The organism is Mesorhizobium sp. M1142 (assembly GCF_040318565.1).
Lineage (GTDB): Bacteria > Pseudomonadota > Alphaproteobacteria > Rhizobiales > Rhizobiaceae > Mesorhizobium.
Genome location: NZ_JAMYMK010000001.1, coordinates 306319 through 330483 on the forward strand (window position 1 = coordinate 306319; position 24165 = coordinate 330483).

Consider the following 24165-nt stretch of genomic DNA (forward strand, 5'->3'; position numbering starts at 1 on the left):
TCAGGCTTTTTTCGCGATCAGCGCGCGAACCGCCTCGACCATGTCGCCGACATTCTTCAGATTGCTCCAGGCATCGACCGTGTTCATCTCGATTTCGATGCCATACTCTTCCTCGAGATCGAAGATGATCTCCGTCAGTTCCAGCGAATGGATGCCAAGCGCGGTCAGTTCGGTACCGGTGGTGATTTCCTCGCCGCCCGGCTCGGCATGAGCCTTGATCTTGGCGATGATATCGTTTGCCAGCTGGTCAGCCATTCGGTTTCTTCCCCAACTCTGTCGTTTCCCGACGCCAACTGATCAGCGCCCCTTTTGTGCTCGATTACGTCGTCATCGTCGCCTTTTACCCCCGCCAGGCGCCGGTGACCGTACCAAGGTGGCTCCCTCTATAGAAACCGAAACGCTGTCAAGCAACAAGCTATATATCGACAAAGCCGCCGCAGTGCTTAACGTTGGTGTCGTGGACACGATCGCATATAGCTTGACCTCAGTGCCGCCGGCCCAGCGCGTTGCCGGCGTTGCACGGCTTGGCTGCGACTGGAACGGAGGCCGCACGCGTCTTCGGCGCCTGTACCAGGACGGCTCGGCCAAGATCCGCATGCCGGCAGTCTCGGCCGGTCCGCTCGAAGCCGTCCTGATCAACACTGCCGGCGGGCTGACCGGTGGCGACCGTCTCGCCTGGGAGGTCGATGTCGGTGCCGGCGCGTCCGCAACGATAACGACGCAGGCCTGCGAGAAAATCTACCGCGCCGCATCCGACCGCGCCGAAGTGCGGGTGCAGCTGAGCGCCGGCGAAGGCGGCCGCATTGCCTGGCTGCCGCAGGAAACCATCGTCTTCGACCGCTCGGCCTTTGCCCGCACGCTTGACGTGGAGCTTGCCGCCGGAGCCGATGCGCTGATCCTGGAAGCTACCGTCTTCGGCCGCCTGGCCATGGGTGAACGGGCTTCGCAAGGCCAATTCCATGACCGCTGGCGCGTCCGCCAGGACGGGGCGCTGATTCACGCCGAGGAGTTTCGCATCGGCCCCGACATTGCCGCCACCTTGAATCGTCCGGCGGTTGCCGGCGGCGGCATCGCGGTGGCGACGCTGCTGATGGTGTCGCCGCGGGCAGAAGCTTTGCTCGAGCCGGCCCGGGCCATGGTCGGCGGCCAGGGCGGCGTCAGTTTCTGGAGCGTGCGGAAATCTGGCAAGCTTCTTGCTCGGCTGTTCGCCGAGGACGGCTACCAGCTCCGCAAGCGGCTGGTGCCGCTTGTCGAATTGCTCAACGGACGGGCGGGCCTGCCCAAATTATGGTCACTCTGATTTCGATTGTGCCACTGCAGGAAAACGCATGAATCTGACGCCGAGGGAGAAAGACAAGCTGCTGATCGCCATGGCGGCGATCGTGGCCCGCAAGCGGCTCGAACGCGGCGTCAAGCTCAACCATCCGGAAGCGATCGCGCTGATAACCGATTTCGTCGTCGAGGGTGCCCGCGACGGCCGCGCCGTCGCCGAGCTGATGGAGGCCGGCGCCCACGTCGTCACCCGGGCCCAGGTGATGGAAGGCATTGCCGAAATGATCCACGATGTGCAGGTCGAGGCGACGTTTCCAGACGGCACCAAGCTGGTGACCGTGCACGAGCCGATCAGATAAAACCGCCAAGGAGAGGAAAATGCTTCAGCTGCGTCCGAACTGCGAATGCTGCGACAAGGATCTGCCGCCCGATGCGACGGACGCGGTGATCTGCACCTTCGAATGCACCTTCTGCGCCGACTGCGCACAAAACGTGCTCGGCGGCGCCTGCCCGAATTGCGGCGGCAACTTCTCGGCCCGCCCGATCCGTCCGGCAGCGCTGCTGACGAAATATCCGGCCTCGACCAAGCGCGTCCTCAAGGCAGAAGGCTGCGGTCCGGCCCGCAAGGCGGCGTGAGAGGCATGATGATCTCGAAGATGGAAGCTACGCCGATGATCCCCGCTACGATGAAATGCACGACGCTGTCGGCGGCCCTGCTGCTGGCGGCAGCTATGCCGGCCTATGCCCATGTCGGCGTCGGCACGGTTTCGTCCTTCACCGCCGGCTTCTCCCACCCGCTCTCCGGCCTCGATCATATGACGGTGATGATTGTCGTCGGCCTATGGGCGGCGCTCAGGGGCGGCAAGGCGATCTGGGCATGGCCGCTGGCTTTCGTCGGCGTCATGCTGGCCGGCGGCGCGCTTGGCATGCTGCATGTGCCGATGCCTTTCGTCGAGCCGGCCATATTGGCGTCCGTCGTGGCACTCGGGCTGCTGGTTGCGCTCGCCGTCGATCTTCCCGTCTCGGCCGGCGTCGCCGTCATCGGCCTGTTTGCGCTGTTCCATGGCTACGCCCACGGCACCGAGGTGCCTGAAAATGCCGCTGGGCTTGGCTATACCGCAGGCTTTGCCGTTGCCACCGCGTTGCTCCATGCCGTCGGCATCACGGCTGGTCTCGGCCTCGGCTGGCGCTTCAGTGGGCTTGCCCGCGCCGCTGGCGCCGCCTGTGCCGCGATTGGCGCCGGCCTCGCCTTCGGCATCCTGTGAGGCAGTGATGATCCCCGGCGAAATCATCACGGCAAGCGGCGAGATCGAACTGAACAAGGGACTGCCGACGGTCACCATGAAGGTGGCCAACAGCGGCGACCGGCCGATCCAGGTCGGCAGCCACTATCATTTCTTCGAGACCAATGAAGGGCTGAGATTCGATCGCGACAAGGCGCGGGGCATGCGCCTCGACATCGCCGCCGGCACCGCGATGCGCTTCGAGCCCGGCCAGGAGCGCGATGTTACGCTAGTGCCGTTCGGCGGCAAGCGCGAGGTCTACGGATTTCAGCAGAAGATCATGGGCAAGCTGTGAGATCGAAGGCGTCGAGCAGTTTCGGCTCAGCCGGGCGGCTTGGCCGCCGCATAGATGACGACCTTTCCCGAATCGTCGAATTCAACCGCCAGAACGTCCTCGGTCTGCACTCGCCGCGAGTCGATAGCGTTGAACAGCAATGCGTTCGCCTCGATCTCCTTGCGCAGCTCGGCAATGTCGTCCCGATGTTGCCTGACCTTGCTTTCGATCGCCGGCGGCGGGCCGCCTTCGGTGCGCGCGGCGTCGGTAAGAAACACGATATCGACTTTGTCGAGCTTGGATGTCTTTCGCACGGCAGCGATGTTCTCACGCGTGCGGTCGATCGCCGAGCTGACCTTGCCGGCTTCCGCATTTGTCTTGGTCTCCTCCTGGCCGACCTCCGAGCCGACGATCCGGTTGACGGTCTCGGCGCTGTCGAGGCTCTGCGCGTTCAGCGCGGCGTGCGGAATGCTGGCGGCCAGAAACGCGGTCGCGGCAATGCCATGCAGCCATCTGGTGTCGGAGAAGGTGGTGATCGCCATCGCTCGTTCTCAGGGTCCTTTTCGAGGCTTGTGTCAGGGCGACAGGACCGAAACGAAACGTCCCCCGTGAAGGTTCCCTTTGCGAGGCGGCGGGCTGACCGGGCGCCGGCCCGCCGCCTTGTCTCGTCAGCTCGCTTTCTTGGTGATCAGCGTCAGCGCGCCATTGGTGCTCATGCTGGCGGCGATCACCTGCGCCGAGGTGAGCCCCTTGGCTTCGAGTGCGGACTTGACCTGCGGTGTCGCGTCGATCGAGCCGCGCAGTTTCTGCAGATCGGCGTCGCTGCGCTTGGCGATCACCTCGTTGACCTTGGCTTGAGTGTCCGCCGGCAGATCCTTGATGTCGACGACGTTGATCGCCTGGATGGTGGGCGCCTGTGGCTGCGCTCCGGGCGCGGCAGGAGCAGGCGCGGCCGGCGCCGGACTGGGCTGCTGCGCAGGCTGTTGCTGGGCGCTGGCGGCGGTTGCGAGCACCAGCGTGGCGGCGGCTGCCAGAAGGGTCGTTTTGCGCATGGATGTTCCTTTCCATCGATTGGCAAATGGTCGTTTTGGGGTGACCCGGCCACCTCAAACGCCAAATGGGATCGGAAAGTGTCGCTCAGCGGGTCATTGCGTGAACATAGGATGGCAGCAATGTGGGGCCCGCCTTCGACAAGCGGTATTTTCGGGCTGTATTTCGGGAGCAATTGCTGATGGCTAAAATCACCCGCGCCGCCTATGCGCAGATGTACGGCCCGACCGTTGGCGACAAAGTCCGGCTCGCCGACACCGAGCTGTTCATCGAGGTCGAAAAGGATCTCACCGTTCACGGCGAGGAGGTGAAATTCGGCGGCGGCAAGGTCATCCGCGACGGCATGGGCCAGAGCCAGGTTTCACGCGCGCAAGGCGCGGTCGACACCGTCATCACCAATGCGCTGGTCGTCGATGCCACCGCCGGTATCGTCAAGGCCGACATCGGCTTGACGGACGGCCGCATCGTCGCGATCGGCAAGGCCGGCAATCCGGATACCCAAGGCGGCGTCACCATCATCATCGGTCCCGGCACCGAGATCATCGCCGGCGAAGGCAAGATCCTGACCGCCGGCGGCTTCGACGCGCATATCCACTTCATCTGCCCGCAGCAGATCGAGGAAGCGCTGATGTCGGGCATCACCACCATGCTCGGCGGCGGCACCGGCCCGGCGCACGGCACGCTGGCGACCACGTGCACGCCGGGGCCGTGGCATCTGGCGCGCATGATCCAGTCTTTCGACGCCTTCCCGATGAATATCGGGCTGTCGGGCAAGGGCAACGCGTCGCTACCTGCCGCGCTCGAGGAGATGGTGCTCGCCGGCGCCTGCTCGCTGAAGCTGCATGAGGACTGGGGCACGACACCGGCTGCAATCGACTGCTGCCTGTCGGTCGCCGACGATTACGACGTGCAGGTGATGATCCACACCGACACGCTGAACGAGTCCGGCTTCGTCGAAAACACGGTCGCGGCGATCAAGGGCCGCACCATCCATGCCTTCCACACCGAAGGCGCCGGCGGCGGCCACGCGCCTGACATCATCAAGGTCTGCGGTCTGCCCAACGTCATTCCGTCCTCGACCAATCCGACGCGTCCCTACACGGTCAACACGCTGGCCGAGCACCTCGACATGCTGATGGTCTGTCACCATCTGTCGCCGTCGATCCCCGAAGACATCGCCTTTGCCGAAAGCCGCATCCGCAAGGAAACCATCGCCGCCGAAGACATTCTTCACGACATCGGCGCCTTCTCGATCATCTCGTCGGACAGCCAGGCCATGGGCCGCGTCGGCGAAGTGGCGATCCGCACCTGGCAGACCGCCGACAAGATGAAGCGCCAGCGTGGTTCGCTGCCGCAGGAGACCGGCGACAACGACAATTTCCGCGTCCGCCGCTACATCGCCAAATACACCATCAATCCGGCCATCGCGCATGGCCTGTCGAAGGACATCGGCTCGGTGGCGGTCGGAAAACGCGCCGACCTTGTGCTGTGGAACCCGGCCTTCTTCGGCGTCAAGCCGGACATGGTGCTGATCGGCGGCATGATCGCCGCCGCCCCGATGGGCGATCCCAACGCCTCGATCCCGACGCCGCAGCCGATGCACTATCGGCCGATGTTCGGCGCCTACGGCAAGGCGATGACCAATTCGTCGGTGACCTTCGTTTCGAAGGCCGGGCTCGACGCCGGCCTGCGCGGCAGGCTCGGCGTCGACAAGCAGATGGTGGCCGTCGAGAACACCCGCGGCGGCATCGGCAAGCATTCGATGGTGCTCAACGACGCCACGCCGCATGTCGAGGTCGACCCGGAGACCTATGAGGTCCGCGCCGACGGTGAATTGCTCACCTGCGAGCCGGCAACGGTGCTGCCGATGGCGCAACGCTACTTCCTGTTCTGAACCCTAGGCGTTAGAACGACCGATGTAGAACATGCCGCGCCAGGCCTATGGACCAGCAACTCCCCTACGCCCACGACATCTTCCCGCATATCCGCATTGTCCTGGGCATGGTGATCGGCCTTGGCGTCACCCGCCTGCTGTCGGGGCTCGCCCGCATCGTCCAGCATCCCGGCCAGTACCGGCTCTATCCCGTGCACCTCGCCTGGGTTGCGTCGGTGCTTTTGATGCTGGTGCATTTCTGGTGGTGGGAGTTCGGCCTCTTCCAGATCGAGAATTGGACCTTCGGCAAATACCTGTTCATCATCTTCTACGCCGTCACGCTGTTCCTGCTCTGCGCGCTGCTGTTTCCGGACTCGATGCTGGACTACACTAGCTATGAGGATTTCTTTTATTCGCGCCGGGCCTGGTTCTTCGGCCTGCTGGCGGCGACCTATCTGCTCGACGTGGTCGACACGCTGCTGAAAGGGCCGGCGCATTTCGCCCATTTCGGCGTCGAATATCTGATCCGCACGCCGGTTTTCGTCGCGCTTTGCGTCATTGCGGTCCTGCTGCGCGACCGCCGCTTTCACATCGCCTTTGTCGCCGGCGCGCTCGTCTATCAGGTATCGTTTATCCTGCGGCTCTTCGACACGATTGTTTGAGCGCCATTGGGGCGGCGGACGCGATAGGCTAGGCTTTTGGGAGAGGCAGTTTTTACATGAAGCTCGATATTCGCACCGACTTCACCAAATTCCCGCGCGCAGTCGCCGTCCTGGCCGCAGGCGAAGCCGGAACCACCACGCCATACGACCGGGCGGTGCTTGCCCATGACGAGCGGCATCTGCGCCGTCGTGCCATCGAAACGGCCGGTAGCGACAAGGTGCTGGTCGACCTGCCCGAACCGGTGACGTTGAACCATGGTGACCGGCTGGTGCTGGAGGATGGCCGCCACATCGAGATCATCGCGGCCGAAGAGCCGCTCTACGATATCAGGGGCAGCGACCCGATCCATCTCGCCGAGCTCGCCTGGCACATCGGCAACCGCCATCTCGCCGCCGCCATCGAGGCTAACCGCATCCTCATCCTGCGCGACCATGTCATCAAGGCGATGCTGGAGGGATTGGGCGCCATTGTGAGCGACGTCTCCGAACCGTTCAAGCCGGTGCGCGGCGCCTATTCCGCGCATGGCGGGCACGGCCATGCCCATGCCGAGGCACATGCGCACAGCCACGCCGAAGCGCATTCCCATAGCCATAGCGATTCGCATTCCCACAGCCATTCGCACGACCATGACCATGACTGACCGGCCTTCCAGCGTTGCCCAGCCTTCCAACATTGCTTTGTTGCGGCTGATGGCGTGGCTGTCGCCTTCCTTCCCGGTCGGCGGCTTTTCCTACAGCCATGGCCTGGAACAGGCCGTGCATGCCGGGCTGGTTGCCGACAGCAAAGATCTCGCCGCGTGGCTGGAAACGCTCGTCGAGATGGGTTCGGGCTGGAATGATGCGGTGCTGTTTGCCCAAAGCTGGCGCAGGGCGCGCGAAACCGGCGATCTCGATCAAATCGTCACCCTTGCCGAAGCTCTGGCAGGCTCGCGCGAGCGTCATGCCGAGACGATGCTGCAGGGCGCCGCTTTCCTGAAAGCAGCCTCCGCCTGGCCGTGCCAGGTGCTGGATCGCCTGCCGACCGAATGTGCCTATTGCGTTGCCGTCGGCGCTGTTGCCGGCGATCACGGCATTTCGCTGCGGGACGCCCTGGCCGCCTTCCTGCAGGCCTTCTTCTCAAACCTCGTTCAGGCCGCGATCCGGCTCGGCGTCGTCGGCCAGACCGGCGCCACCGCGCTGCTCGCCGGCTTCGAGCCACTAGCCTTGGCGACCGCAGCCCGCGCTGCCGGCTCGACCCTCGATGATCTCGGCGGCTGCGCTTTTATCTCCGACATCACGGCGATGAAGCACGAGACCCAGTATTCGCGACTGTTCCGCTCATGATCGTCCTCGCTTTCGCCCTCTCGCTCGTCCTGCTGCTGATCACCGCGTTGCATGTCTATTGGGGCATTGGCGGCATCTGGCCGGGCAGGGATGTCGCCTCCTGCGCCCGCGCCGTCATTGGCTTTCATGGCGTCGACGAAATGCCGGCACCCTTCGCCAGCTTCGCCGTTGCCGCCTGCCTTGGCCTGGCGACACTGTGGCCGATGGCGCTCGAGGGCATCTTTGCTACGCCCTTTCCCAAGGCCGGGCTTGCCGCCACGTCGCTGCTCATCGCGCTGGTTTTCCTGGCGCGCGGCATTGCCGGCTTCACGCCGTGGTGGCGCCGGCTAACGCCCGAACAGCCTTTCGCGCGGCTCGATCTGCGTTATTATTCGCCGCTGTGCCTGCTGATCGGGCTTGGGTTCGCCATTCTTGCCGTCACGGAGTTCCCCGCATGATATCGCCCAATGGTCCTCTTCGCATCGGCATTGGCGGCCCGGTCGGCTCGGGCAAGACGACGCTTACCGAAAAGCTCTGCAAGGCACTGCGTGACGAGTTTTCGATTGCCGTCGTCACCAACGACATCTACACCAAGGAAGACGCCATGATGCTGGCCAGGTTGCAGGCCCTGCCCGAGGATCGCATCGTCGGCGTCGAGACCGGCGGCTGTCCGCACACCGCCATCCGCGAGGACGCCTCGATCAATCTGCAGGCGATCGCCGAGATGACCAGAAAATTCCCCGATCTCGACATCGTCTTCATCGAATCGGGCGGCGACAATCTCGCCGCCACCTTCTCGCCGGACCTTGCCGACCTGACGCTCTATGTCATCTCGGTTTGCCAGGGCGAGGAGATCCCGAGGAAGGGCGGACCGGCGATCACCCGGTCCGATTTCCTGGTCATCAACAAGAGCGACCTTGCGCCCTATGTGAACGTCAATCTCGACATCATGGAACGCGACGCTGCCCGCATGCGCGGCAAGCGGCCGTTCGGCTTCACCGACCTGTCGCGCGGCAAGGGGCTGCAGGAGGTGATCGATTTCATCGTCGAGCATGGCGGGCTTCGGGTCGGCGCGGCCACCAGCACGGCGGCATAACGGCGCTCGCCTGTACCAAACGAAACCGGTTGCGCGTGTTCCAGCCGCGCGGCATCCTTGCTTCTTTCACGGAGGTTTACGATGAGCATCACGCGCCTGCAGAAGGAAGTGCTGACCAACCTGCCGTTCTATGAGGAGCGCGTCGACCTCGCTTGCGCCTTCCGCTGGACGGCGCGGCTCAACATGCACGAGGCGGTGGCCAATCATTTCTCACTGGCCGTCAACGACGATGGTTCGCAATTCCTGATGAATCCCAACCAGGTGCATTTCTCGCGCATCAAGGCGAGCGATCTGCTTCTGATCGACGCCAACGATCCCGGCACGCTCTCCGGCCCGAATGCGCCCGATCCGACGGCGTGGGGCCTGCATGGTGCCATTCATCGCAATGTGCGTCATGCGCGCTGCGTCATGCATGTCCACTCGATCCACGCCACCGTGCTTGCCTCGCTCGCCGACTCGACGCTTCCGCCGGTCGACCAGAACTCGGCAATCTTCTTCAACCGCCATGTCGTCGACGCTCATTATGGCGGGCTGGCCTTCGAGGAAGAGGGCGAGCGCTGCTCGCAGCTTCTTGTCGACCCGAAGGTCAAGGTGATGGTGATGGGCAACCATGGCGTGCTGGTCATCGGCGACAGCGTCGCCGACACCTTCAACCGCATGTTCTATTTCGAGCGCGCCGCCGAAACCTATATCAAGGCGCTGTGGACCGGGCGGCCGCTGCGGGTACTGTCGGATGAGATCGCCGAAAAGGCGGCAAGGGAACAGGAAGACTATCCCGGCCAGGCCGAACGCCACCTTTCCGAACTGAAGGCGATCCTCGACGAGCAGGAGCCTGCCTACCGGAGTTGAGCGCGGTCCCGCCGGGCCTGGCTTAAAGCCCGAGTTCGGCTCGCAATTCGTCGGCGCTGTTGATGATTATCGCCCCCGGCGGCCCCTCCATGGGCGCCTCTGGCCAGAAGATCGTCTTCATTCCCGCTGCCAGCCCCGCCGTGGCGCCGGTCACGCTGTCGTCGACCGCCACGGCCTCGGTGGGATCGACGTCGGCCAGCCAGGCGGCGCGCAGGAAAGGTTCGGCATGCGGCTTGCCTTCACGCACGTCGTTCCGGCTGACCGTCTTCATGCCGGGATAGACGAGGCCGACGGCGCGCAGATTGGCATCGACGATCAGCCTGTCCGAGTTGGAGACCACCGCTTGCGGTACGCCAAGCGCGCGCAGCTCGTTGAAGATCTCGATCGCGCCTCTGCGCGGCGTCAGCGTTTGGGCCATCGGCAGATAGTGATCGTATTTGCGCACGATCCAGTCGTCGAAAGGCAGGTCGAGGCCGAACTCGTCGCGCAGCATTTCGTAGACTGGCCATGCGGCGATGCCGAGCACGCGCTCATGCAGGTCGGCCGGCGGTACGATGCCGACACTGTGCAGCGCCGCGATCAGCGCCGCTTCGTGCAGCGGCTCGCTGTCGACCAGCGTGCCGTCCATATCCCAGAAAACCGCTTTCGGCGTCATGCAAGGCTCCATTCTCAAAAATCCCTTAAAGCGTTTGGCGCAGGAGATAAACCGCGGCGTCCCGCTAATGCATGTCGCGCAACAGTGTGCAGCGGTTTTGCGATACGGACATGCATAGAAAGCAAGAGTCTAAAGCGCATCGCATAAGCCCGATTGAACGCGACGCGCTTTGGACCGAGATTGTGCGACCTCCACAGCCTTGCTGTTGCGACGAGACTGGGTCGACCCGCCACTTCGCTCCAAATACCCAAGTCTCAGCCCTAAGCAATTGCTCTTGCAATAGGCAATTGCGCGCAAGTTCATTCCCTGCGAAACTACGGCGCTCCGCCTCTTATGCCCGGCGGGGTTGGGAGGCAGGAACTTGAATTCGCGGCAGGATAGCGGCGGCAACAGGCTGGACGATGCGGCGCGCGCCGGCTGGCTCTATTACGTTGCCGGCAACACCCAGGACCAGATCGCCGCCACGCTTGGCATCTCCCGGCAGACGGCGCAGCGGCTGGTGTCGCTCGCAGTCTCCGAAGGATTGATCAAGGTGCGCGTCGACCATCCGATCGCCAATTGCCTCGACCTTGCGGCACGGCTGAAATCGCGCTTTGCGCTTGATCTGGTCGAGGTGGTGCCCAGCGACCCTTCTTCTTCCTCTACCGTCATCGGCGTCGCCGAGGCGGCGGCGGCCGAGATCGAACGGCGGCTGCGGTCGCCGACGCCGATCGTCATGGCGATCGGCACCGGCCGCACGCTGAAGGCCGCGATCGAGCAACTGCCGCCGATGGAATGCCCGCAGCACAAGGTGGTATCGCTGACCGGCAACATCTCGCCGGACGGCTCGGCCGCCTTCTACAACGTCATCTTCACCATGGCCGACAGGGTCAAGGCGCGCTCGTTTCCGATGCCTTTGCCGGTCATCGCCTCCTCGCCGGAGGAGCGCGAGATGCTGCTGAGCCAGCCGATGATCCAGCCGACGCTGGCGCTTGCGGCCGAGGCCGACGTCACCTTTGTCGGCATAGGCGATCTCGGCCCGAAGGCGCCGCTTTACGAGGACGGCTTCATTTCGGAGGGTGAATTAAAGGCGTTGCAGAAGGCCGGCGGCGTCGCCGAGATCGTCGGCTGGGTGTTCGATCGTGACGGCCGTATGATCGAGGGTATTACCAATGATCGGGTGTCGTCGGCACCGCTGCCGTCGCGCGAAAAGTCGCTGGTGATCGCGCTTGCCATGGGCGACCGCAAGCTGCCGGGCATCTTCGCCGCCGTCAACCGGCGGCTGGTCAACGGCCTGATCACCGATGAGCGGACCGCCGCCGCCTTGCTAGCGGGCGCATGATCTCCGAGCCGCTGGCGGTCGGAAACGATCATGTGAAATCGAAACGCATCTGAATCCCCGATAAAACGAGCGTCACTACTGGTGCCGGCCGCATGGATCGTTGCCGTCGAGAAAGCCCATGTCGCGCTGCAGATGCGGCGGCAGCTCCCGGACGTCGAGATAGGCCCGTTTCCGCGCCGCGTGCCTTGCCAATCCTCGCGCCAACCGTGAAAACCAGCCATGGGCTGGAGCAAGAAGCAGCTTTTCCTGTATTGTGGTCATGATCGTCAGCCTTCGCTATCTCTAGGCGTAATTGATCTTCAATACGGAATATCGGTAGGCCCGGCCGGTGCCGCCAATCAAACGTCGATCACTGCCCATAAGGAGGGCTTATGCCGGAGCTCAGTTCACGACAGCTGGTTTCGCAGCTTCCTCCGCTTCAGGCGATCCGGGTATTCGAAGCGGTGGCGCGGCATCTCTCGTTCACCAAGGCCGCCCAGGAGCTTGGCATGACGCAGGCGGCGGCAAGCTATCAGATCAAGCTTCTGGAGGAGCGCATCGGTGCGCCGTTGTTCCTGCGCCAGCCAAAACAGATCGTGCTGACCGAACCCGGCCAACGCCTAGCGCCCGCGGTCAGCGAAGCATTCGCGCTGTTGAGCGGCGCCTATGCCGCCGCGCGCACCGGCGCCGACGGCGTGCTTTGCGTTTCGACGCTGCTGACCTTTGCCTCCAATTGGCTGGCTCAGCATCTCGGTTCGTTCCAGGTAGCGCATCCGTCGCTGGCGGTGCGCGTCGATACTTCGAACAGGGTTGTCGACTTTGCCAGAGAGGATATCGACATCGCCATCCGCTCCGGCGGCGGCAACTGGCCGGGCGTCGAGACCCATATGCTTTTCAGGGCCGATTTCACGCCGGTCCTTAGTCCAAAGCTCGCGGCAAGCATCGGCGGCGTCAAGGAGCCGGCCGACCTGCTGCGGCTGCCGATCCTCGACCCGGGCGACATCTGGTGGCGGGACTGGTTTGCCGCCGCCGGCCTGCCGGTCGAGGAACTGGCCAAGCGCCCCGGCACCAGCATGGGCGCGCAGGCCTATGAGGCCAATGCCGCGATTGCCGGCCACGGCGTGGCGATCGTCACCAAGGCGCTGTTCAAGGCCGAACTTGCCGACGGCCGCCTGATCCAGCCCTTTGAGCTGGTCGGTGACGACGGCCACGCCTATTGGCTGGTCTATCCGACGGCGCGGCGCAACGTGCCGAAGATCCGCGCCTTCCGCGATTGGATCCTGAGCGAGATCGCTTGCCAATAGGCTGAATCCCAGCAAGCCCGACAGCAAAGCTCCGGGCCAATCAGCCCGGCTGAAATCTTTCGTCAGACATGCCGCAAACGTCCCAGCTTGTCGCCGCACGAGACCCGGCGTGCTGCGCTGCAGCAACGAATCCGTCTTGACAGAATTCATCGCAGGTGAGTAATTGCCCACAGCCAAGGCAAATGCTCATCTTGGTTTATGGGAGGAATTTTGATGAAACTTCGCACGTTCACCCTAGGCCTGTTCTCGGCCAGCGCCCTCGCTTTCGCCGCGCATGCCGAATCCATCACCATCGCCACGGTCAACAATGGCGACATGGTCCGCATGCAGAAGCTGACCGACGACTTCACCGCCAAAAATCCCGACATTCAGCTACAGTGGGTCACGCTCGAGGAAAACGTCCTGCGCGAGCGCGTCACCACCGACATCGCCACCAAGGGTGGCCAGTACGACGTGATGACCATCGGCACCTATGAGGTGCCGATCTGGGCCAAGCAGAACTGGCTTTTGCCGCTCGACAAGCTCGGCGACGATTATGACGTCAAGGACATCATCCCGGCCATAGCCGGCGGCCTGTCGGTCGACGGCAAGCTCTACGCAGCGCCGTTTTATGGCGAAAGCTCCTTCGTCATGTACCGCAAGGACCTGATGGACAAGGCCGGGCTCAAGATGCCCGATGCACCGACCTGGGACTTCATCAAGCAGGCCGCCGACAAGATGACCGACCGCGCCAACGGCGTGAACGGCGTCTGCCTGCGCGGCAAGGCCGGCTGGGGCGAGAACATGGCCTTCCTGACCGCCATGTCGAACTCCTTCGGCGCGCGCTGGTTCGACGAGAACTGGAAGCCGCAATTCGACCAGCCCGAATGGAAGAACACGCTGCAGTTCTATGTCGACCTGATGAAGGCCGACGGCCCCGAGGGCGCGTCGTCCAACGGCTTCAACGAAAACCTGGCGCTGTTCCAGCAGGGCAAATGCGGCATGTGGATCGACGCTACCGTCGCTGCGTCCTTCGTCTCCGACCCGAAGAACTCGACCGTCGCCGACAAGGTCGGCTATGCGCTGGCGCCGGACAATGGCCTCGGCAAGCGCGGCAATTGGCTGTGGGCCTGGTCGCTGGCCATCCCCGCCGGCACCCAGAAGGCCGACGCCGCTCAAAAGTTCGTTTCCTGGGCGACTTCGAAGCACTATCTCGAACTGGTCGCTTCAAAGGAAGGCTGGGCCAACGTTCCGCCCGGAACGCGCACCTCGCTCTACAACAACCCGGAGTACCAGAAGGCGGCGCCTTTCGCGAAAATGACGCTGGATTCCATCAACGCCGCCGATCCGACGCACCCGACCGTCAAGCCGGTGCCTTATGTCGGCGTCCAGTTCGTCGCCATTCCTGAGTTCCAGGGCCTTGGCACCACTGTCGGCCAGCTCTTCTCGGCGGCCCTTGCCGGCCAGACGAGCGTCGACGACGCCTTGAAGCAGGCACAGGACGCCGCCACCGCGACGATGACCGAGGGCGGGTACATCAAATAAGGCGCCTCCCGGTGCCGGTTGCCCATGGCAGCCGGCACGGGCCGCCCGAATCCCAGTTCGGGCGGCCAACTTTACGCCGCTGAAAAACTTGGCCGACCTCGAAGGGTGACCGTCATGGCTACTCAGCAGACCCGTTCGCTTGCCCGCTTCATGATGGCGCCATCCGTGGTGCTGCTGCTGGTTTGGATGATTGTGCCGCTGGCATTCACGCTGTGGTTCTCCTTCCAGCAGTACAACCCACTCAATCCGATGCGCGACGGCTTCGTCGGGTTTTCGAACTACGCGCTGTTCTATTCCAACCCGGCATTCCTGCAGTCGATCCTCAACACGCTCACCATCGTCGTCAGCGTGCTTTTGATCACGGTGATCGGCGGCATCCTGCTGGCCCTTCTGCTCGACCAGCCGATGTGGGGACAAGGCATCGTCCGCATCCTCGTCATCTCGCCGTTCTTCGTCATGCCGCCGGTGGCGGCACTTGTCTGGAAGAACATGATCATGCATCCGCAATACGGCGTCTTCGCCGATATTGCGCGCTTCTTCGGCGGGCAGCCGATCGACTGGTTCGGGCAGCACCCGCTCCTGGCGATCATCATCATCGTCGCCTGGCAGTGGCTGCCGTTTGCGACGCTGATCCTGTTGACCGCGCTCCAATCGCTCGACGGCGAGCAGAAGGAAGCCGCCGAAATGGACGGCGCCGGCTTCATCAGCCGCTTCATCTATTTGACGCTGCCGCATATGTCGCGCGCCATAACCGTCGTCATCCTGATCCAGACGATCTTCCTGCTGTCGGTCTATGCCGAGATCCTGGTCACCACCAATGGCGGCCCGGGTTATGCCTCCACCAACCTGCCCTTCCTCGTCTACCAGAAGGCCTTGCTGGAGTTCAAAATCGGCCAGGCGTCCGCCGGCGGCATCATCGCAGTCATTCTCGCCAACATCGTCGCCTTCTTCGCCATGCGCGCCGTCGGCAAGAACCTGGACAAATAAGGGAGGATAAGATGGCACGTGCAGTCACCACCCGGCACAAGACGATTGTGACTGCGGCCGCCTGGATCGTCGCCCTGCTGATCTTCTTCCCGATCCTCTATACGATCATCACCTCGTTCAAGTCGGAGCAGGAGGCCATCCAGGGCTTCAACCTGTTCCCGTCGGGAACCATGGAGAGCTATTCCGAGGTCCAGGCGCAGAACGGCTATTTCAAATTCTTCCTCAACTCGGTGTTCCTCTCGGTCGGCTCGACCGTCCTGGCTCTGCTCGTCGCCATACCGGCGGCATGGTCGATGGCGTTTTCGCCGGGCAAACGCACCAAGGACATTCTGATGTGGATGCTTTCCACCAAGATGATGCCGGCCGTCGCGGTGCTGTTTCCGATCTATCTGATCTTCCGCGACACCGGATTGCTCGACAGCCGCATCGGCCTGATGGTCATGCTGATGCTGATCAACCTGCCGATCGTGGTCTGGATGCTCTACACCTATTTTCGCGAGATCCCTGGCGAGATCCTGGAAGCGGCGCGCATGGACGGCGCATCGCTGTGGAACGAGATAATCTACGTGCTGACACCGATGGCGGTGCCCGGCATCGCCTCGACCATGCTGCTTAACATCATTCTCGCCTGGAACGAGGCGTTCTGGACGATCCGGCTGACCACCACCGAGGCAGCGCCGCTTACCGCTTTCATCAGCTCCTTCTCCAGTCCGCAGGGGCTGTTCTGGGCCAAGCTTTCGGCCGCCTCGACGCTGGCGATCGCGCCGATCCTGATCATGGGCTGGTTCAGCCAGAAGCAGCTGGTCCGAGGCCTGACATTCGGTGCGGTAAAGTAGCGGGCATCGCCTGACGCAAAACGAAAAGGATAGCCCTTCGGGGGAGGAAACCATGGGAAACATCACGCTCAAGAACGTCTCCAAATCCTTCGGGGCGACGTCCATTATCCCCGGCCTTGATCTGGTCATCGAGGACGGAGAGTTCGTCGTCTTCGTCGGTCCGTCGGGCTGCGGCAAATCCACCCTGTTGCGTCTGATCGCCGGTCTGGAGGATACCAGCGGCGGCACCATCATCATCGATGGCCGCGACGTCACCGGCGAGGCGCCGGCCAAGCGCAAGCTGGCCATGGTGTTCCAGTCCTATGCGCTCTACCCGCACATGACGGTGGCCAAGAACATCGCCTTCCCGCTGAAGATGGCGGGCGAGGACCAGGCGACCATCGACAAGAAGGTGAAGGACGCCGCGCGGATCCTGAACCTCACCAACTACCTCGACCGCCGTCCCGGGCAGCTCTCCGGCGGCCAGCGGCAGCGTGTCGCTATCGGCCGCGCTATCGTCCGCCAGCCATCGGCCTTCCTGTTCGACGAACCGTTGTCCAATCTCGACGCGGCGCTGCGCGGCACCATGCGGCTGGAGATCAGTGAACTGCACCACCAGCTCCAGACCACCATGGTCTACGTCACCCACGACCAGATCGAGGCGATGACCATGGCCGACAAGATCGTCGTGCTCAATGCCGGCAATATCGAGCAGGTCGGCTCCCCGATGGAGCTCTACAAGACGCCGAAGAACCTGTTCGTCGCCGGCTTCATAGGTTCGCCGAAGATGAACCTGATCGAAGGCGCGCCGGCCGCCAAATATGGCGCCAAGACAGTCGGCATCCGCCCGGAGCATATGAACATTTCGAAGGCGTCAGGCGACTGGAAGGCGACGGTCGGCGTTGCCGAGCATCTAGGCTCCGACACGTTTTTGCACGTCCAGGCGGATGGCGTCGGGCAGCTGACGGTGCGTGCCGACGGCGAATTGGCCGCCCATCACGGCGACACGATCTATCTGACGCCGGACAAGGCCAAGCTGCATCGTTTCGGCGCCGATGGGAAGGCGATGCTGCAATGAGGCTCCGGGGTAAATCGGCGCTGATCACCGGATCGGCGCGCGGCATCGGCAGGGCGTTTGCCGAAGCCTACATGCGAGAGGGGGCGACCGTCGCCATCGGCGACATCAACCTCGAGGCTGCCGAGAAGACGGCTTCCGAAATCGGCGGCAATACCTACGCGGTGAAGCTGGACGTCACCGATGTCGCGTCGATCGATGCGGCCGTCAAGGCGGTCGAAACCAGGACCGGCGGCCTCGATATCTTGATCAACAACGCCGCCCTGTTCGACCTGGCGCCGATCGTCGAGATCACCAAGACAAGCTACGACAAATTGTTTTCGGTCAACGTCGCCGGCACGCTGTTTACGTTGCAGGCCGCCGCCCGTTCTATGATTGCCCGCGGCAAGGGCGGCAAGATCATCAACATGGCAAGCCAGGCCGGGCGCCGCGGCGAGGCGCTGGTCGCCGTCTACTGCGCTACCAAGGCGGCGGTCATCTCGCTCACCCAGTCGGCAGGGCTCGACCTGATCAAACACGGCATCAATGTCAACGCGATAGCACCGGGGGTCGTCGACGGCGAGCACTGGGATCATGTCGATGCCTTGTTCGCCAAGTTCGAGAACCGGCCGAGGGGCGAGAAGAAGAGACTGGTCGGCGAAGCCGTGCCTTATGGCCGCATGGGCACGGCGCAAGACCTCACCGGCATGGCGGTGTTCCTGGCCAGCGATGAGGCCGAATACATCGTCGCCCAGACCTACAATGTCGATGGCGGCCAGTGGATGAGTTGAGGGGGCGAAGGCGCTCTTCTCCCGTCTCCTCCACGGGGGGAAGAGCCGTCCCGCTAAAGGGTAAAGCAGATGACCGTGAAGCTCTCTTCTTCCATCCTAGCCAAGCTGCCGCCCAAGGTCGCCGGGCCGAAATACGATCGCGCCGCGCTCAAGGCCGGCATCGTGCATTTCGGCGTCGGCAATTTCCATCGCTCGCACCAGGCCGTCTACCTCGACGACCTGTTCAACTCGGGGGTTGGCCACGACTGGGCTATTGTCGGCGCCGGCGTCTTCGAGGGCGAGAAGGTCGGCCGCGGCAAGCTGCAGGAGCAGGACTGGCTGACCACCGTGGTCGAGCAGGACAGCGGCCATATGAGCGCGCGCGTCACCGGCGTCATGATCGACTTCCTGGTGCCTGGCGACGCGATCGCAATCGTCGAGCGGCTTGCCGATCCGGCGATCAAGATCGTTTCCCTGACCATCACCGAGGGCGGCTATTTCATCGATCCGGCTTCTGGCGTCTTCAATCCGACACATCCCGACATCGTTGCCGACGCTGAGCCGGGGGCGACGCCGAAGACCGTCTTCGGCCTCATCCTCGCCGGGCTACTACGCCGCCGTGCCGACGGTATCGTGCCCTTCACCGTCATGTCCTGCGACAACATCCCCCATAACGGCCATGTCACCTCAGATGGCGTCATCGGCCTTGCGCGGCTGATCGACGAAGGTTTGGCAAACTGGGTGAGCGAGAAGGTTGCCTTTCCCAATGGCATGGTCGATCGCATCACGCCGGCCACCACCGACCGCGAGCGCGGCATGCTCGCCAGCGAGTTCGGCCTCGACGACAATTGGCCGGTGTTTTGCGAACCGTTCAAGCAATGGGTGCTGGAGGACCGTTTCACCGACGGCCGCCCGCCGCTGGAAAAGGTCGGCGTGCAGTTCGTCAGCGACGTCGCGCCTTATGAGCTGATGAAGATCCGCATTCTCAATGGCGGCCATGCGACCATCGCCTATCCGGCCGGGCTGATGGACATCCATTTCGTCCATGAGGCGATGCAGGAGCCACTGGTACGCGGCTTCCTCGACAAGCTCGAGCATAATGAGATCATCCCGACCGTGCCGCCGGTTCCGGACACCGACCTCGAAGATTACTACCAGCTCATCGAGCACCGCTTCTCCAATCCGAAGATCGGCGACACCATACGCCGGCTTTGCCTCGACGGATCCAACCGCCAGCCGAAATTCATCATTCCGACGATCGCCGACCGGCTGAAGGCTGGCAAAAGCGTCACCGGCCTGGCGCTGGAATCTGCGCTCTGGTGTCGCTACTGCTTCGGCACGACGGACTCCGGTGCCGTCACCGAGCCCAACGACCCTAACTGGGGCCGGTTGCAGGCGACGGCCAAGGCGGCCAGGGACATGCCTGGCGCCTGGCTTGCCATGGAGGACATCTATGGCGATGTCGGCCGCTCGCCGCCTTTCGCCGAAGCGTTCGCCCATGCGCTCAAATCGCTGTGGGCGGACGGCGCGCGCGCGACACTGACGCGCTATCTCGCCGGCGACCTCTGAAGCCGATCCAGCGCGATGACGCCTGAACTGGTCATTTTCGACTGTGACGGCGTGCTGGTGGACAGTGAGATGCTGTCCGTCTCGGCATTGCTGGAGATGATCGCGCTTGCCGGCGGCAACGTCAGCGAGGACATTGCCTACGAGCACTTCCTCGGCAAGAGCATGAAGAGCGTCCGCGAAATCCTCGCAAGCGACTTCGGGCTCGATCTCACCGACCAGCATCTGACCGAGATGCGCTCCGAACTGATGCGCAAGTTCCGCCAGGAGCTGAAACCGATGCCAGGCATCGCACAGGTCCTGCCGAAGCTCGGCGTGCCGTGCTGCGTCGCCTCCTCCGGCACGCTGGAGCGCATCCGCTATGCGCTCGAGGTTACGGGGCTGCTTGGGCTGCTGGAGCCGCATCTGTTCAGCGCTGCCATGGTGGCGCGGGGCAAACCGGCGCCCGATCTCTTTCTCCATGCAGCAGATAAAATGAGAGCGGCCCCGCGAAACTGCCTCGTCGTCGAGGACAGCCCGGCCGGCATCGAAGCGGCGCGGGCGGCCGGCATGCGCGTCCTTGCCTTCACCGGCGGCTCGCACACCGGCAACCCGGCCTTGAAAGCGCGGCTTGCGTCAAGTGAGCCGGACTTTATATTCGCTGACATGCTGCAATTGCCCGATCTGATTGCAGGCCTGGGAGCGAGAGCAAGAACACCTTGACCAATAGTTTCGTTTGCGCGGTCGATGTCGGCACCGGAAGCGCCCGTGCCGGCATTCTCGACACCGGTGGCGCCTTGCTCGGCCGCGCCGAGCACCCGATCGTCATGCAACAGCCGAAGGCCGATCACGCCGAGCACGATTCGCAGGATATCTGGTCGGCGGTGTGCAGTGCCGTGCGCGCTGCCCGCGAAAAGGCGCGCGTGAAGGCTGAGGATATCGTCGGCATCTCTTTTGACGCCACCTGCTCGCTGGTGGTGCGGGACCGGCATGGCGGCCAGCTCAGCGTGTCCGTTACTGGCGAAAGGCGCTGGGACACCATCGTCTGGCTCGACCATCGCGCAATTGCCGAGGCCGATGAATGCACCGAAAGCGGCCACGCCGTGCTCGACTATATCGGCGGCGTCATGTCGCCGGAAATGGAAACGCCGAAGCTGATGTGGCTGAAGCGCAACCTGCCCGGAACATGGAACGAAGCCGGCTACCTGTTCGACCTCACCGACTTCCTCACCTGGAAGGCGACCGGCTCGCTCGCCCGTTCGCAATGCACGCTGACCGCCAAATGGACCTATCTGGCCCATGAAGCGACCGGCTGGCGGCGCGACTTCTTCGAAGCGGTCGGGCTCGGCGACCTTTTCGAGCACGGCAATTTGCCAGACAAGGCGAGCCCGGTCGGCGCAGATATCGGTCCGCTCAGCGCGCAAGCCGCGGCGGAGCTTGGCCTCACCGAAAAATGCCGGGTCGGCGCCGGCGTCATCGATGCCTATGCCGGCGCGCTCGGCGTGCTCGGCGGTTTCGCAGGTGACGCGACGAACATCGGCCGCCATCTGGCCCTGATTGCCGGTACGTCGAGTTGCGTCATGGCGATGTCGCCAGATCCGCAGCCTTTCGCCGGTGTCTGGGGGCCATATTATGGCGCAGCCCTTCCCGGTCTTTGGCTGTCGGAAGGCGGCCAGTCGGCCACAGGAGCGCTGCTCGATCACATCATCCGCTGGCATGGCGCCGGCGGCGAGCCGGATGCCGTAATGCATGCCAGGATCGCCCGCCGCGTCGCCGAGCTGCGCGCCGCCGAGGGTGGCAACCTCGCCGCAAGGCTGCATGTATTGCCGGATTTCCATGGCAACCGCTCGCCGCTTGCCGACCCGCATGCCGTCGGCGTCATTAGCGGACTGACACTGGATTCCTCCTTCGACAGCCTGTGCAAGCTTTACTGGCGCACCGCCGTCAGCATCGCGCTTGGCGTCCGCCATGTGCTGGAAGCACTGAACGAGAACGGCTATCTGATCGACACGCTGCACGTCACCGGCGGCCACACTAAGAACCCGCTGTTGATGGAACTCTATGCCGACGCCACCGGCTGCACGGTGGTCGAGCCGCTGGCGGACGAGGCGGTGCTGCTCGGCACCGGCATGATTGCCGCCACCGCGGCCAGGCTTTTTCCCGATTTGAATGCCGCCTGCGTTGCCATGCAGCAAGGCGGCAGGACGCGAGAGCCCAATCCGGCTGCCGCCGGCCGGTTCGACCGCGACTACCGCGTGTTCCTCGAAATGCACAGGCAAAGGCGGTCGCTGGACGCGATCATATAGGTCGAACGGCTTTCACGCGCTATCGCTGGTTCCAGCGCCGAACAACCGGCTCGTCGAGATCATGCTCATAACCGAGCACGCTTATGCTGGCGGTATCCAGCACGAACAGCGCGCCCTCTTGCGGCGGCAGGCCGAGCCAGCGCGCAGCCAGCACTCGCAGGAAATGCGAGCTTGAAAACACCAGGATGTTGCCGTTGGCCTGGCGCAGCTGGCTGACGATGCGGTCCGCCCTCGAGCCGACGTCCGCGGCTGATTCGCCCCTCGGGCAACCGTCGCGAAAGAGACGCCAGCCTGGACGTTCGGCAAGGATTCGCTTGGTGGTCAATCCCTCATAGGCACCATAATCCCACTCTGCCAGATCGTCCTTTTTTACGCCCGAAGAGCCGAAGCCGGCCAGCGCACAGGTGTTGAAGGCGCGCTGCGACGGGCTCGACCACACCGCCGAGAAGGACAGGCCCTTTAGCCGCTCAGTGACCCGCCGCGCAGCGTCCTCGCCGGCCGGCGTCAGCGGTATGTCGGTCCGGCCGGTATGCTTTCCGGATGCACTCCATTCCGTCTCGCCATGCCGAACCAGATAGATTTCGGGAAACGCGCTCATCAGGGTGCCTTTCAAATGAATCCACCGTGACCATAGCGGCTTCCATAGCCTCTCCAACAGCCTGCATTGAGCTGACTGGCTTAACCCTTCCGCAAGTCAGCCCCTTGCCACCGGTGCCTATTTCATAGACAAACCCGTCGTAATGCGGAATCCGGCCGATCGTGGCCGTTTCTGCGCTGAGATGCGGCTTCCGGCTCTTGCCGACGTGCCGCAATCGGATAGGCGGAAAACTGGAATGTCTGCGATCGAAGCCGACGCTCGCGCGCCGGAAAACCTTTGGCGTCGGGAAATCAGGGCGATGCTGGCGCTCGCCTGGCCGATGGTGCTGACCAATCTCGGCCAGACCGCGATGACCGCTACCGACGTCATGATGATGGGGCGGCTGGGGCCGGACACGCTGGCCAGCGGCGCGCTTGGCGCCAACCTCTATTTCATGCCGCTGATCTTTGGACTTGGCCTGATGCTGGCGACCTCGCCGATGATGGCGACCGAGCTCGGCCGTCACCGCCACTCGGTGCGCGACCTGCGCCGCACCGTGCGCCAGGGTCTGTGGCTGGCGATCCTCATCTGCCTTCCGATATGGGCCCTTCTCTGGCACGGCGAGAGCGTGTTGCTGGCCATGGGGCAGGAGCCGGCGCTGGCGCATCAGGCGGGTATCTATCTGCGCTGGCTCGAATGGGCGGTGCTGCCCTTTTTCGGCTATATCGTCCTGCGCTCGTTCATTTCGGCGCTGGAGCGGCCGGGCTGGGCACTGATCATCGTTTTCGTTGCCGTCGCCTGCAATGCCTTCTTCAACTGGCTGTTCATGTTCGGCAATCTCGGCATCCAATCGATGGGCATCGCCGGCTCCGGCCTTGCCACCACTTTGTCCAGTACGCTGATGTTCGCCGGCATGGCGACGGTGGTGATGTTTGAGAAGAAATTCCGGCGCTATCGTCTGTTCGGACGCTTCTGGCGCGCCGATTGGCCGCGCTTCAAGGGCCTGCTGCGGCTCGGCCTGCCGATCGCCGGCCTGCTGGCGTTCGAGGTGACGATCTTCAACGCGGCGGCCTTTCTCATGGGCCTGATCGATGCGGCTTCGCTTGCCGCCCATGCGATCGCCATCCAGATCGCCTCGGTCACCTTCATGGTGCCGCTCGGCCTCAACCAGGCGGTGACGGTGCGCGTCGGGCTCGCCCACGGCGCCGGCAATCCGGAAGGTGTCAGCCGGGCTGGCTGGACCGCCTATGTCGTCGGTGTCTCCTTCATGGCGCTGATGGGGCTGGTGATGATCTTGTGGCCGCATCTCTTGATCGGCGCCTTCATCGATGTGGGCAATCCGGCTAATGCCGAGGTGGTGGCGCTTGCCGTGTCGTTCCTCGCTTTTGCCGCGCTGTTCCAGGTTTTTGACGGCGCGCAGGCGGTAGCCAGCGGCATGCTGCGCGGGCTGCACGACACCAAGGTGCCGATGATCTACGCCGCGATCGGCTATTGGGGCATCGGCCTGCCGCTCGGCGTGCTGCTCGCCTTCCGTTTCGGCTTCCACGGCGTCGGCATCTGGATCGGCCTGTCGTCGGGACTGGCGGTGGTTGCTGCACTCCTGCTGGCGCGCTGGCTGAGGCGCGACAGAATCGCGCCGCCGCTGGCGTTCGGGCGTTGAATTGCTG

General features: G+C 63.6%; 29 protein-coding genes. 23 read left to right on the forward strand and 6 right to left on the reverse strand.

The window, feature by feature from the left end:
• Positions 1–255, reverse strand: coding sequence for an acyl carrier protein (locus tag NKH42_RS01445; protein WP_352509366.1), 255 nt, complete (start codon positions 253–255; stop codon positions 1–3).
• Positions 256–457: 202 nt separating this feature from the next.
• Here NKH42_RS01445 and NKH42_RS01450 point away from each other — a divergent pair, with 202 nt between their 5' ends.
• Genes NKH42_RS01450 through NKH42_RS01470 form a run of 5 tightly spaced genes read left to right on the forward strand, consistent with a single transcriptional unit; the run spans position 458 to position 2850 of the window.
• The gene (locus tag NKH42_RS01450; RefSeq protein WP_502896244.1) at positions 458–1300 is read left to right on the forward strand and encodes an urease accessory protein UreD; all 843 of its coding nucleotides are present in this window, start codon (positions 458–460) and stop codon (positions 1298–1300) included.
• A 28-nt stretch (positions 1301–1328) separates the two neighbouring features.
• Complete coding sequence (locus tag NKH42_RS01455; RefSeq protein WP_023677011.1) at positions 1329–1631, forward strand: urease subunit gamma; 303 nt, start codon at positions 1329–1331, stop codon at positions 1629–1631.
• A gap of 19 nt (positions 1632–1650) precedes the next feature.
• The gene (locus tag NKH42_RS01460) at positions 1651–1908 is read left to right on the forward strand and encodes a DUF1272 domain-containing protein (protein WP_254815822.1); all 258 of its coding nucleotides are present in this window, start codon (positions 1651–1653) and stop codon (positions 1906–1908) included.
• Between the two features lie 35 nt (positions 1909–1943).
• Positions 1944–2537 carry a HupE/UreJ family protein gene (locus NKH42_RS01465; RefSeq protein WP_352477099.1) on the forward strand — a complete coding sequence of 198 codons (594 nt, stop codon included), beginning with the start codon at positions 1944–1946 and terminating at the stop codon, positions 2535–2537.
• 7 nt (positions 2538–2544) lie between these two features.
• Positions 2545–2850, forward strand: coding sequence for an urease subunit beta (locus tag NKH42_RS01470; protein ID WP_352476983.1), 306 nt, complete (start codon positions 2545–2547; stop codon positions 2848–2850).
• Positions 2851–2876: 26 nt separating this feature from the next.
• On the opposite strand, the gene NKH42_RS01475 is transcribed toward NKH42_RS01470, so the two are convergent.
• Together NKH42_RS01475 and NKH42_RS01480 are read right to left on the reverse strand one after the other, a co-directional pair.
• The gene (locus NKH42_RS01475) at positions 2877–3371 is read right to left on the reverse strand and encodes a hypothetical protein (RefSeq protein WP_352476984.1); all 495 of its coding nucleotides are present in this window, start codon (positions 3369–3371) and stop codon (positions 2877–2879) included.
• Positions 3372–3497: 126 nt separating this feature from the next.
• Positions 3498–3881, reverse strand: coding sequence for a hypothetical protein (locus tag NKH42_RS01480; protein ID WP_023677006.1), 384 nt, complete (start codon positions 3879–3881; stop codon positions 3498–3500).
• A 179-nt stretch (positions 3882–4060) separates the two neighbouring features.
• Here NKH42_RS01480 and ureC point away from each other — a divergent pair, with 179 nt between their 5' ends.
• The 7 genes from ureC to NKH42_RS01515 all read left to right on the forward strand — a co-directional run bounded on the left by ureC (position 4061) and on the right by NKH42_RS01515 (position 9661).
• A complete protein-coding gene (gene ureC, locus NKH42_RS01485) occupies positions 4061–5773 on the forward strand; it encodes an urease subunit alpha (RefSeq protein WP_502896243.1) in 1713 nt (570 codons plus the stop codon).
• Between the two features lie 47 nt (positions 5774–5820).
• Positions 5821–6414 carry a hypothetical protein gene (locus tag NKH42_RS01490; RefSeq protein WP_352509365.1) on the forward strand — a complete coding sequence of 198 codons (594 nt, stop codon included), beginning with the start codon at positions 5821–5823 and terminating at the stop codon, positions 6412–6414.
• A gap of 56 nt (positions 6415–6470) precedes the next feature.
• Positions 6471–7055 (forward strand): urease accessory protein UreE, encoded by a 585-nt coding sequence (locus NKH42_RS01495; RefSeq protein WP_352509364.1) that lies wholly within the window; start codon positions 6471–6473, stop codon positions 7053–7055.
• Positions 7048–7737, forward strand: a complete 690-nt coding sequence (locus tag NKH42_RS01500; RefSeq protein WP_352509363.1) for an urease accessory protein UreF — start codon at positions 7048–7050, stop codon at positions 7735–7737. Before NKH42_RS01495 ends, NKH42_RS01500 begins: the two co-directional genes overlap by 8 nt.
• A complete protein-coding gene (locus NKH42_RS01505; protein ID WP_352509361.1) occupies positions 7734–8174 on the forward strand; it encodes a DUF3995 domain-containing protein in 441 nt (146 codons plus the stop codon). Before NKH42_RS01500 ends, NKH42_RS01505 begins: the two co-directional genes overlap by 4 nt.
• Positions 8171–8812: an urease accessory protein UreG gene (ureG, locus tag NKH42_RS01510; protein WP_254815829.1), complete on the forward strand. Its 642-nt coding sequence runs from the start codon at positions 8171–8173 to the stop codon at positions 8810–8812. Before NKH42_RS01505 ends, ureG begins: the two co-directional genes overlap by 4 nt.
• 81 nt (positions 8813–8893) lie before the next feature.
• Entirely contained in the window at positions 8894–9661 is a 768-nt protein-coding gene (locus NKH42_RS01515) for a class II aldolase and adducin N-terminal domain-containing protein (RefSeq protein ID WP_254815830.1), read from the forward strand.
• Positions 9662–9683: 22 nt separating this feature from the next.
• Here the strand turns inward: NKH42_RS01515 and NKH42_RS01520 are convergent, their stop codons facing one another.
• Positions 9684–10316, reverse strand: coding sequence for an HAD family hydrolase (locus NKH42_RS01520; protein ID WP_352509360.1), 633 nt, complete (start codon positions 10314–10316; stop codon positions 9684–9686).
• 361 nt (positions 10317–10677) lie between these two features.
• Between NKH42_RS01520 and NKH42_RS01525 the strand changes: the two genes are divergently transcribed.
• Positions 10678–11637, forward strand: coding sequence for a sugar-binding transcriptional regulator (locus NKH42_RS01525; RefSeq protein WP_023722533.1), 960 nt, complete (start codon positions 10678–10680; stop codon positions 11635–11637).
• Between the two features lie 75 nt (positions 11638–11712).
• On the opposite strand, the gene NKH42_RS01530 is transcribed toward NKH42_RS01525, so the two are convergent.
• Positions 11713–11898 carry a hypothetical protein gene (locus NKH42_RS01530; RefSeq protein WP_254815832.1) on the reverse strand — a complete coding sequence of 62 codons (186 nt, stop codon included), beginning with the start codon at positions 11896–11898 and terminating at the stop codon, positions 11713–11715.
• Positions 11899–12008: 110 nt separating this feature from the next.
• On the opposite strand from NKH42_RS01530, the gene gcvA reads away from it, so the two are divergent.
• The 9 genes from gcvA to NKH42_RS01575 all read left to right on the forward strand — a co-directional run bounded on the left by gcvA (position 12009) and on the right by NKH42_RS01575 (position 21921).
• A complete protein-coding gene (gene gcvA / locus NKH42_RS01535; RefSeq protein ID WP_352509359.1) occupies positions 12009–12920 on the forward strand; it encodes a transcriptional regulator GcvA in 912 nt (303 codons plus the stop codon).
• A gap of 213 nt (positions 12921–13133) precedes the next feature.
• Positions 13134–14444 (forward strand): ABC transporter substrate-binding protein, encoded by a 1311-nt coding sequence (locus NKH42_RS01540; RefSeq protein WP_254815834.1) that lies wholly within the window; start codon positions 13134–13136, stop codon positions 14442–14444.
• A gap of 114 nt (positions 14445–14558) precedes the next feature.
• Positions 14559–15431, forward strand: a complete 873-nt coding sequence (locus NKH42_RS01545; protein WP_031195183.1) for a carbohydrate ABC transporter permease — start codon at positions 14559–14561, stop codon at positions 15429–15431.
• An 11-nt stretch (positions 15432–15442) separates the two neighbouring features.
• Positions 15443–16267 (forward strand): carbohydrate ABC transporter permease, encoded by an 825-nt coding sequence (locus NKH42_RS01550; RefSeq protein WP_352973913.1) that lies wholly within the window; start codon positions 15443–15445, stop codon positions 16265–16267.
• A gap of 52 nt (positions 16268–16319) precedes the next feature.
• Positions 16320–17324, forward strand: coding sequence for an ABC transporter ATP-binding protein (locus tag NKH42_RS01555; protein WP_352751782.1), 1005 nt, complete (start codon positions 16320–16322; stop codon positions 17322–17324).
• Positions 17321–18091 carry an L-iditol 2-dehydrogenase gene (locus NKH42_RS01560; protein ID WP_352751780.1) on the forward strand — a complete coding sequence of 257 codons (771 nt, stop codon included), beginning with the start codon at positions 17321–17323 and terminating at the stop codon, positions 18089–18091. The genes NKH42_RS01555 and NKH42_RS01560 overlap by 4 nt, the downstream gene beginning before the upstream one ends.
• Positions 18092–18160: 69 nt before the next feature.
• On the forward strand, positions 18161–19639 hold the full coding sequence (locus tag NKH42_RS01565) for a mannitol dehydrogenase family protein (RefSeq protein WP_352751779.1): 1479 nt from the start codon (positions 18161–18163) through the stop codon (positions 19637–19639).
• A 15-nt stretch (positions 19640–19654) separates the two neighbouring features.
• Positions 19655–20338: an HAD family hydrolase gene (locus NKH42_RS01570; protein WP_254815839.1), complete on the forward strand. Its 684-nt coding sequence runs from the start codon at positions 19655–19657 to the stop codon at positions 20336–20338.
• The gene (locus NKH42_RS01575; protein WP_352756549.1) at positions 20335–21921 is read left to right on the forward strand and encodes an FGGY-family carbohydrate kinase; all 1587 of its coding nucleotides are present in this window, start codon (positions 20335–20337) and stop codon (positions 21919–21921) included. Before NKH42_RS01570 ends, NKH42_RS01575 begins: the two co-directional genes overlap by 4 nt.
• 19 nt (positions 21922–21940) lie before the next feature.
• Here the strand turns inward: NKH42_RS01575 and NKH42_RS01580 are convergent, their stop codons facing one another.
• Positions 21941–22522 (reverse strand): histidine phosphatase family protein, encoded by a 582-nt coding sequence (locus NKH42_RS01580; RefSeq protein ID WP_352756561.1) that lies wholly within the window; start codon positions 22520–22522, stop codon positions 21941–21943.
• 232 nt (positions 22523–22754) lie between these two features.
• Between NKH42_RS01580 and NKH42_RS01585 the strand changes: the two genes are divergently transcribed.
• A complete protein-coding gene (locus NKH42_RS01585) occupies positions 22755–24158 on the forward strand; it encodes an MATE family efflux transporter (RefSeq protein WP_352751777.1) in 1404 nt (467 codons plus the stop codon).
• The last annotated feature ends 7 nt before the right edge of the window (positions 24159–24165 follow it).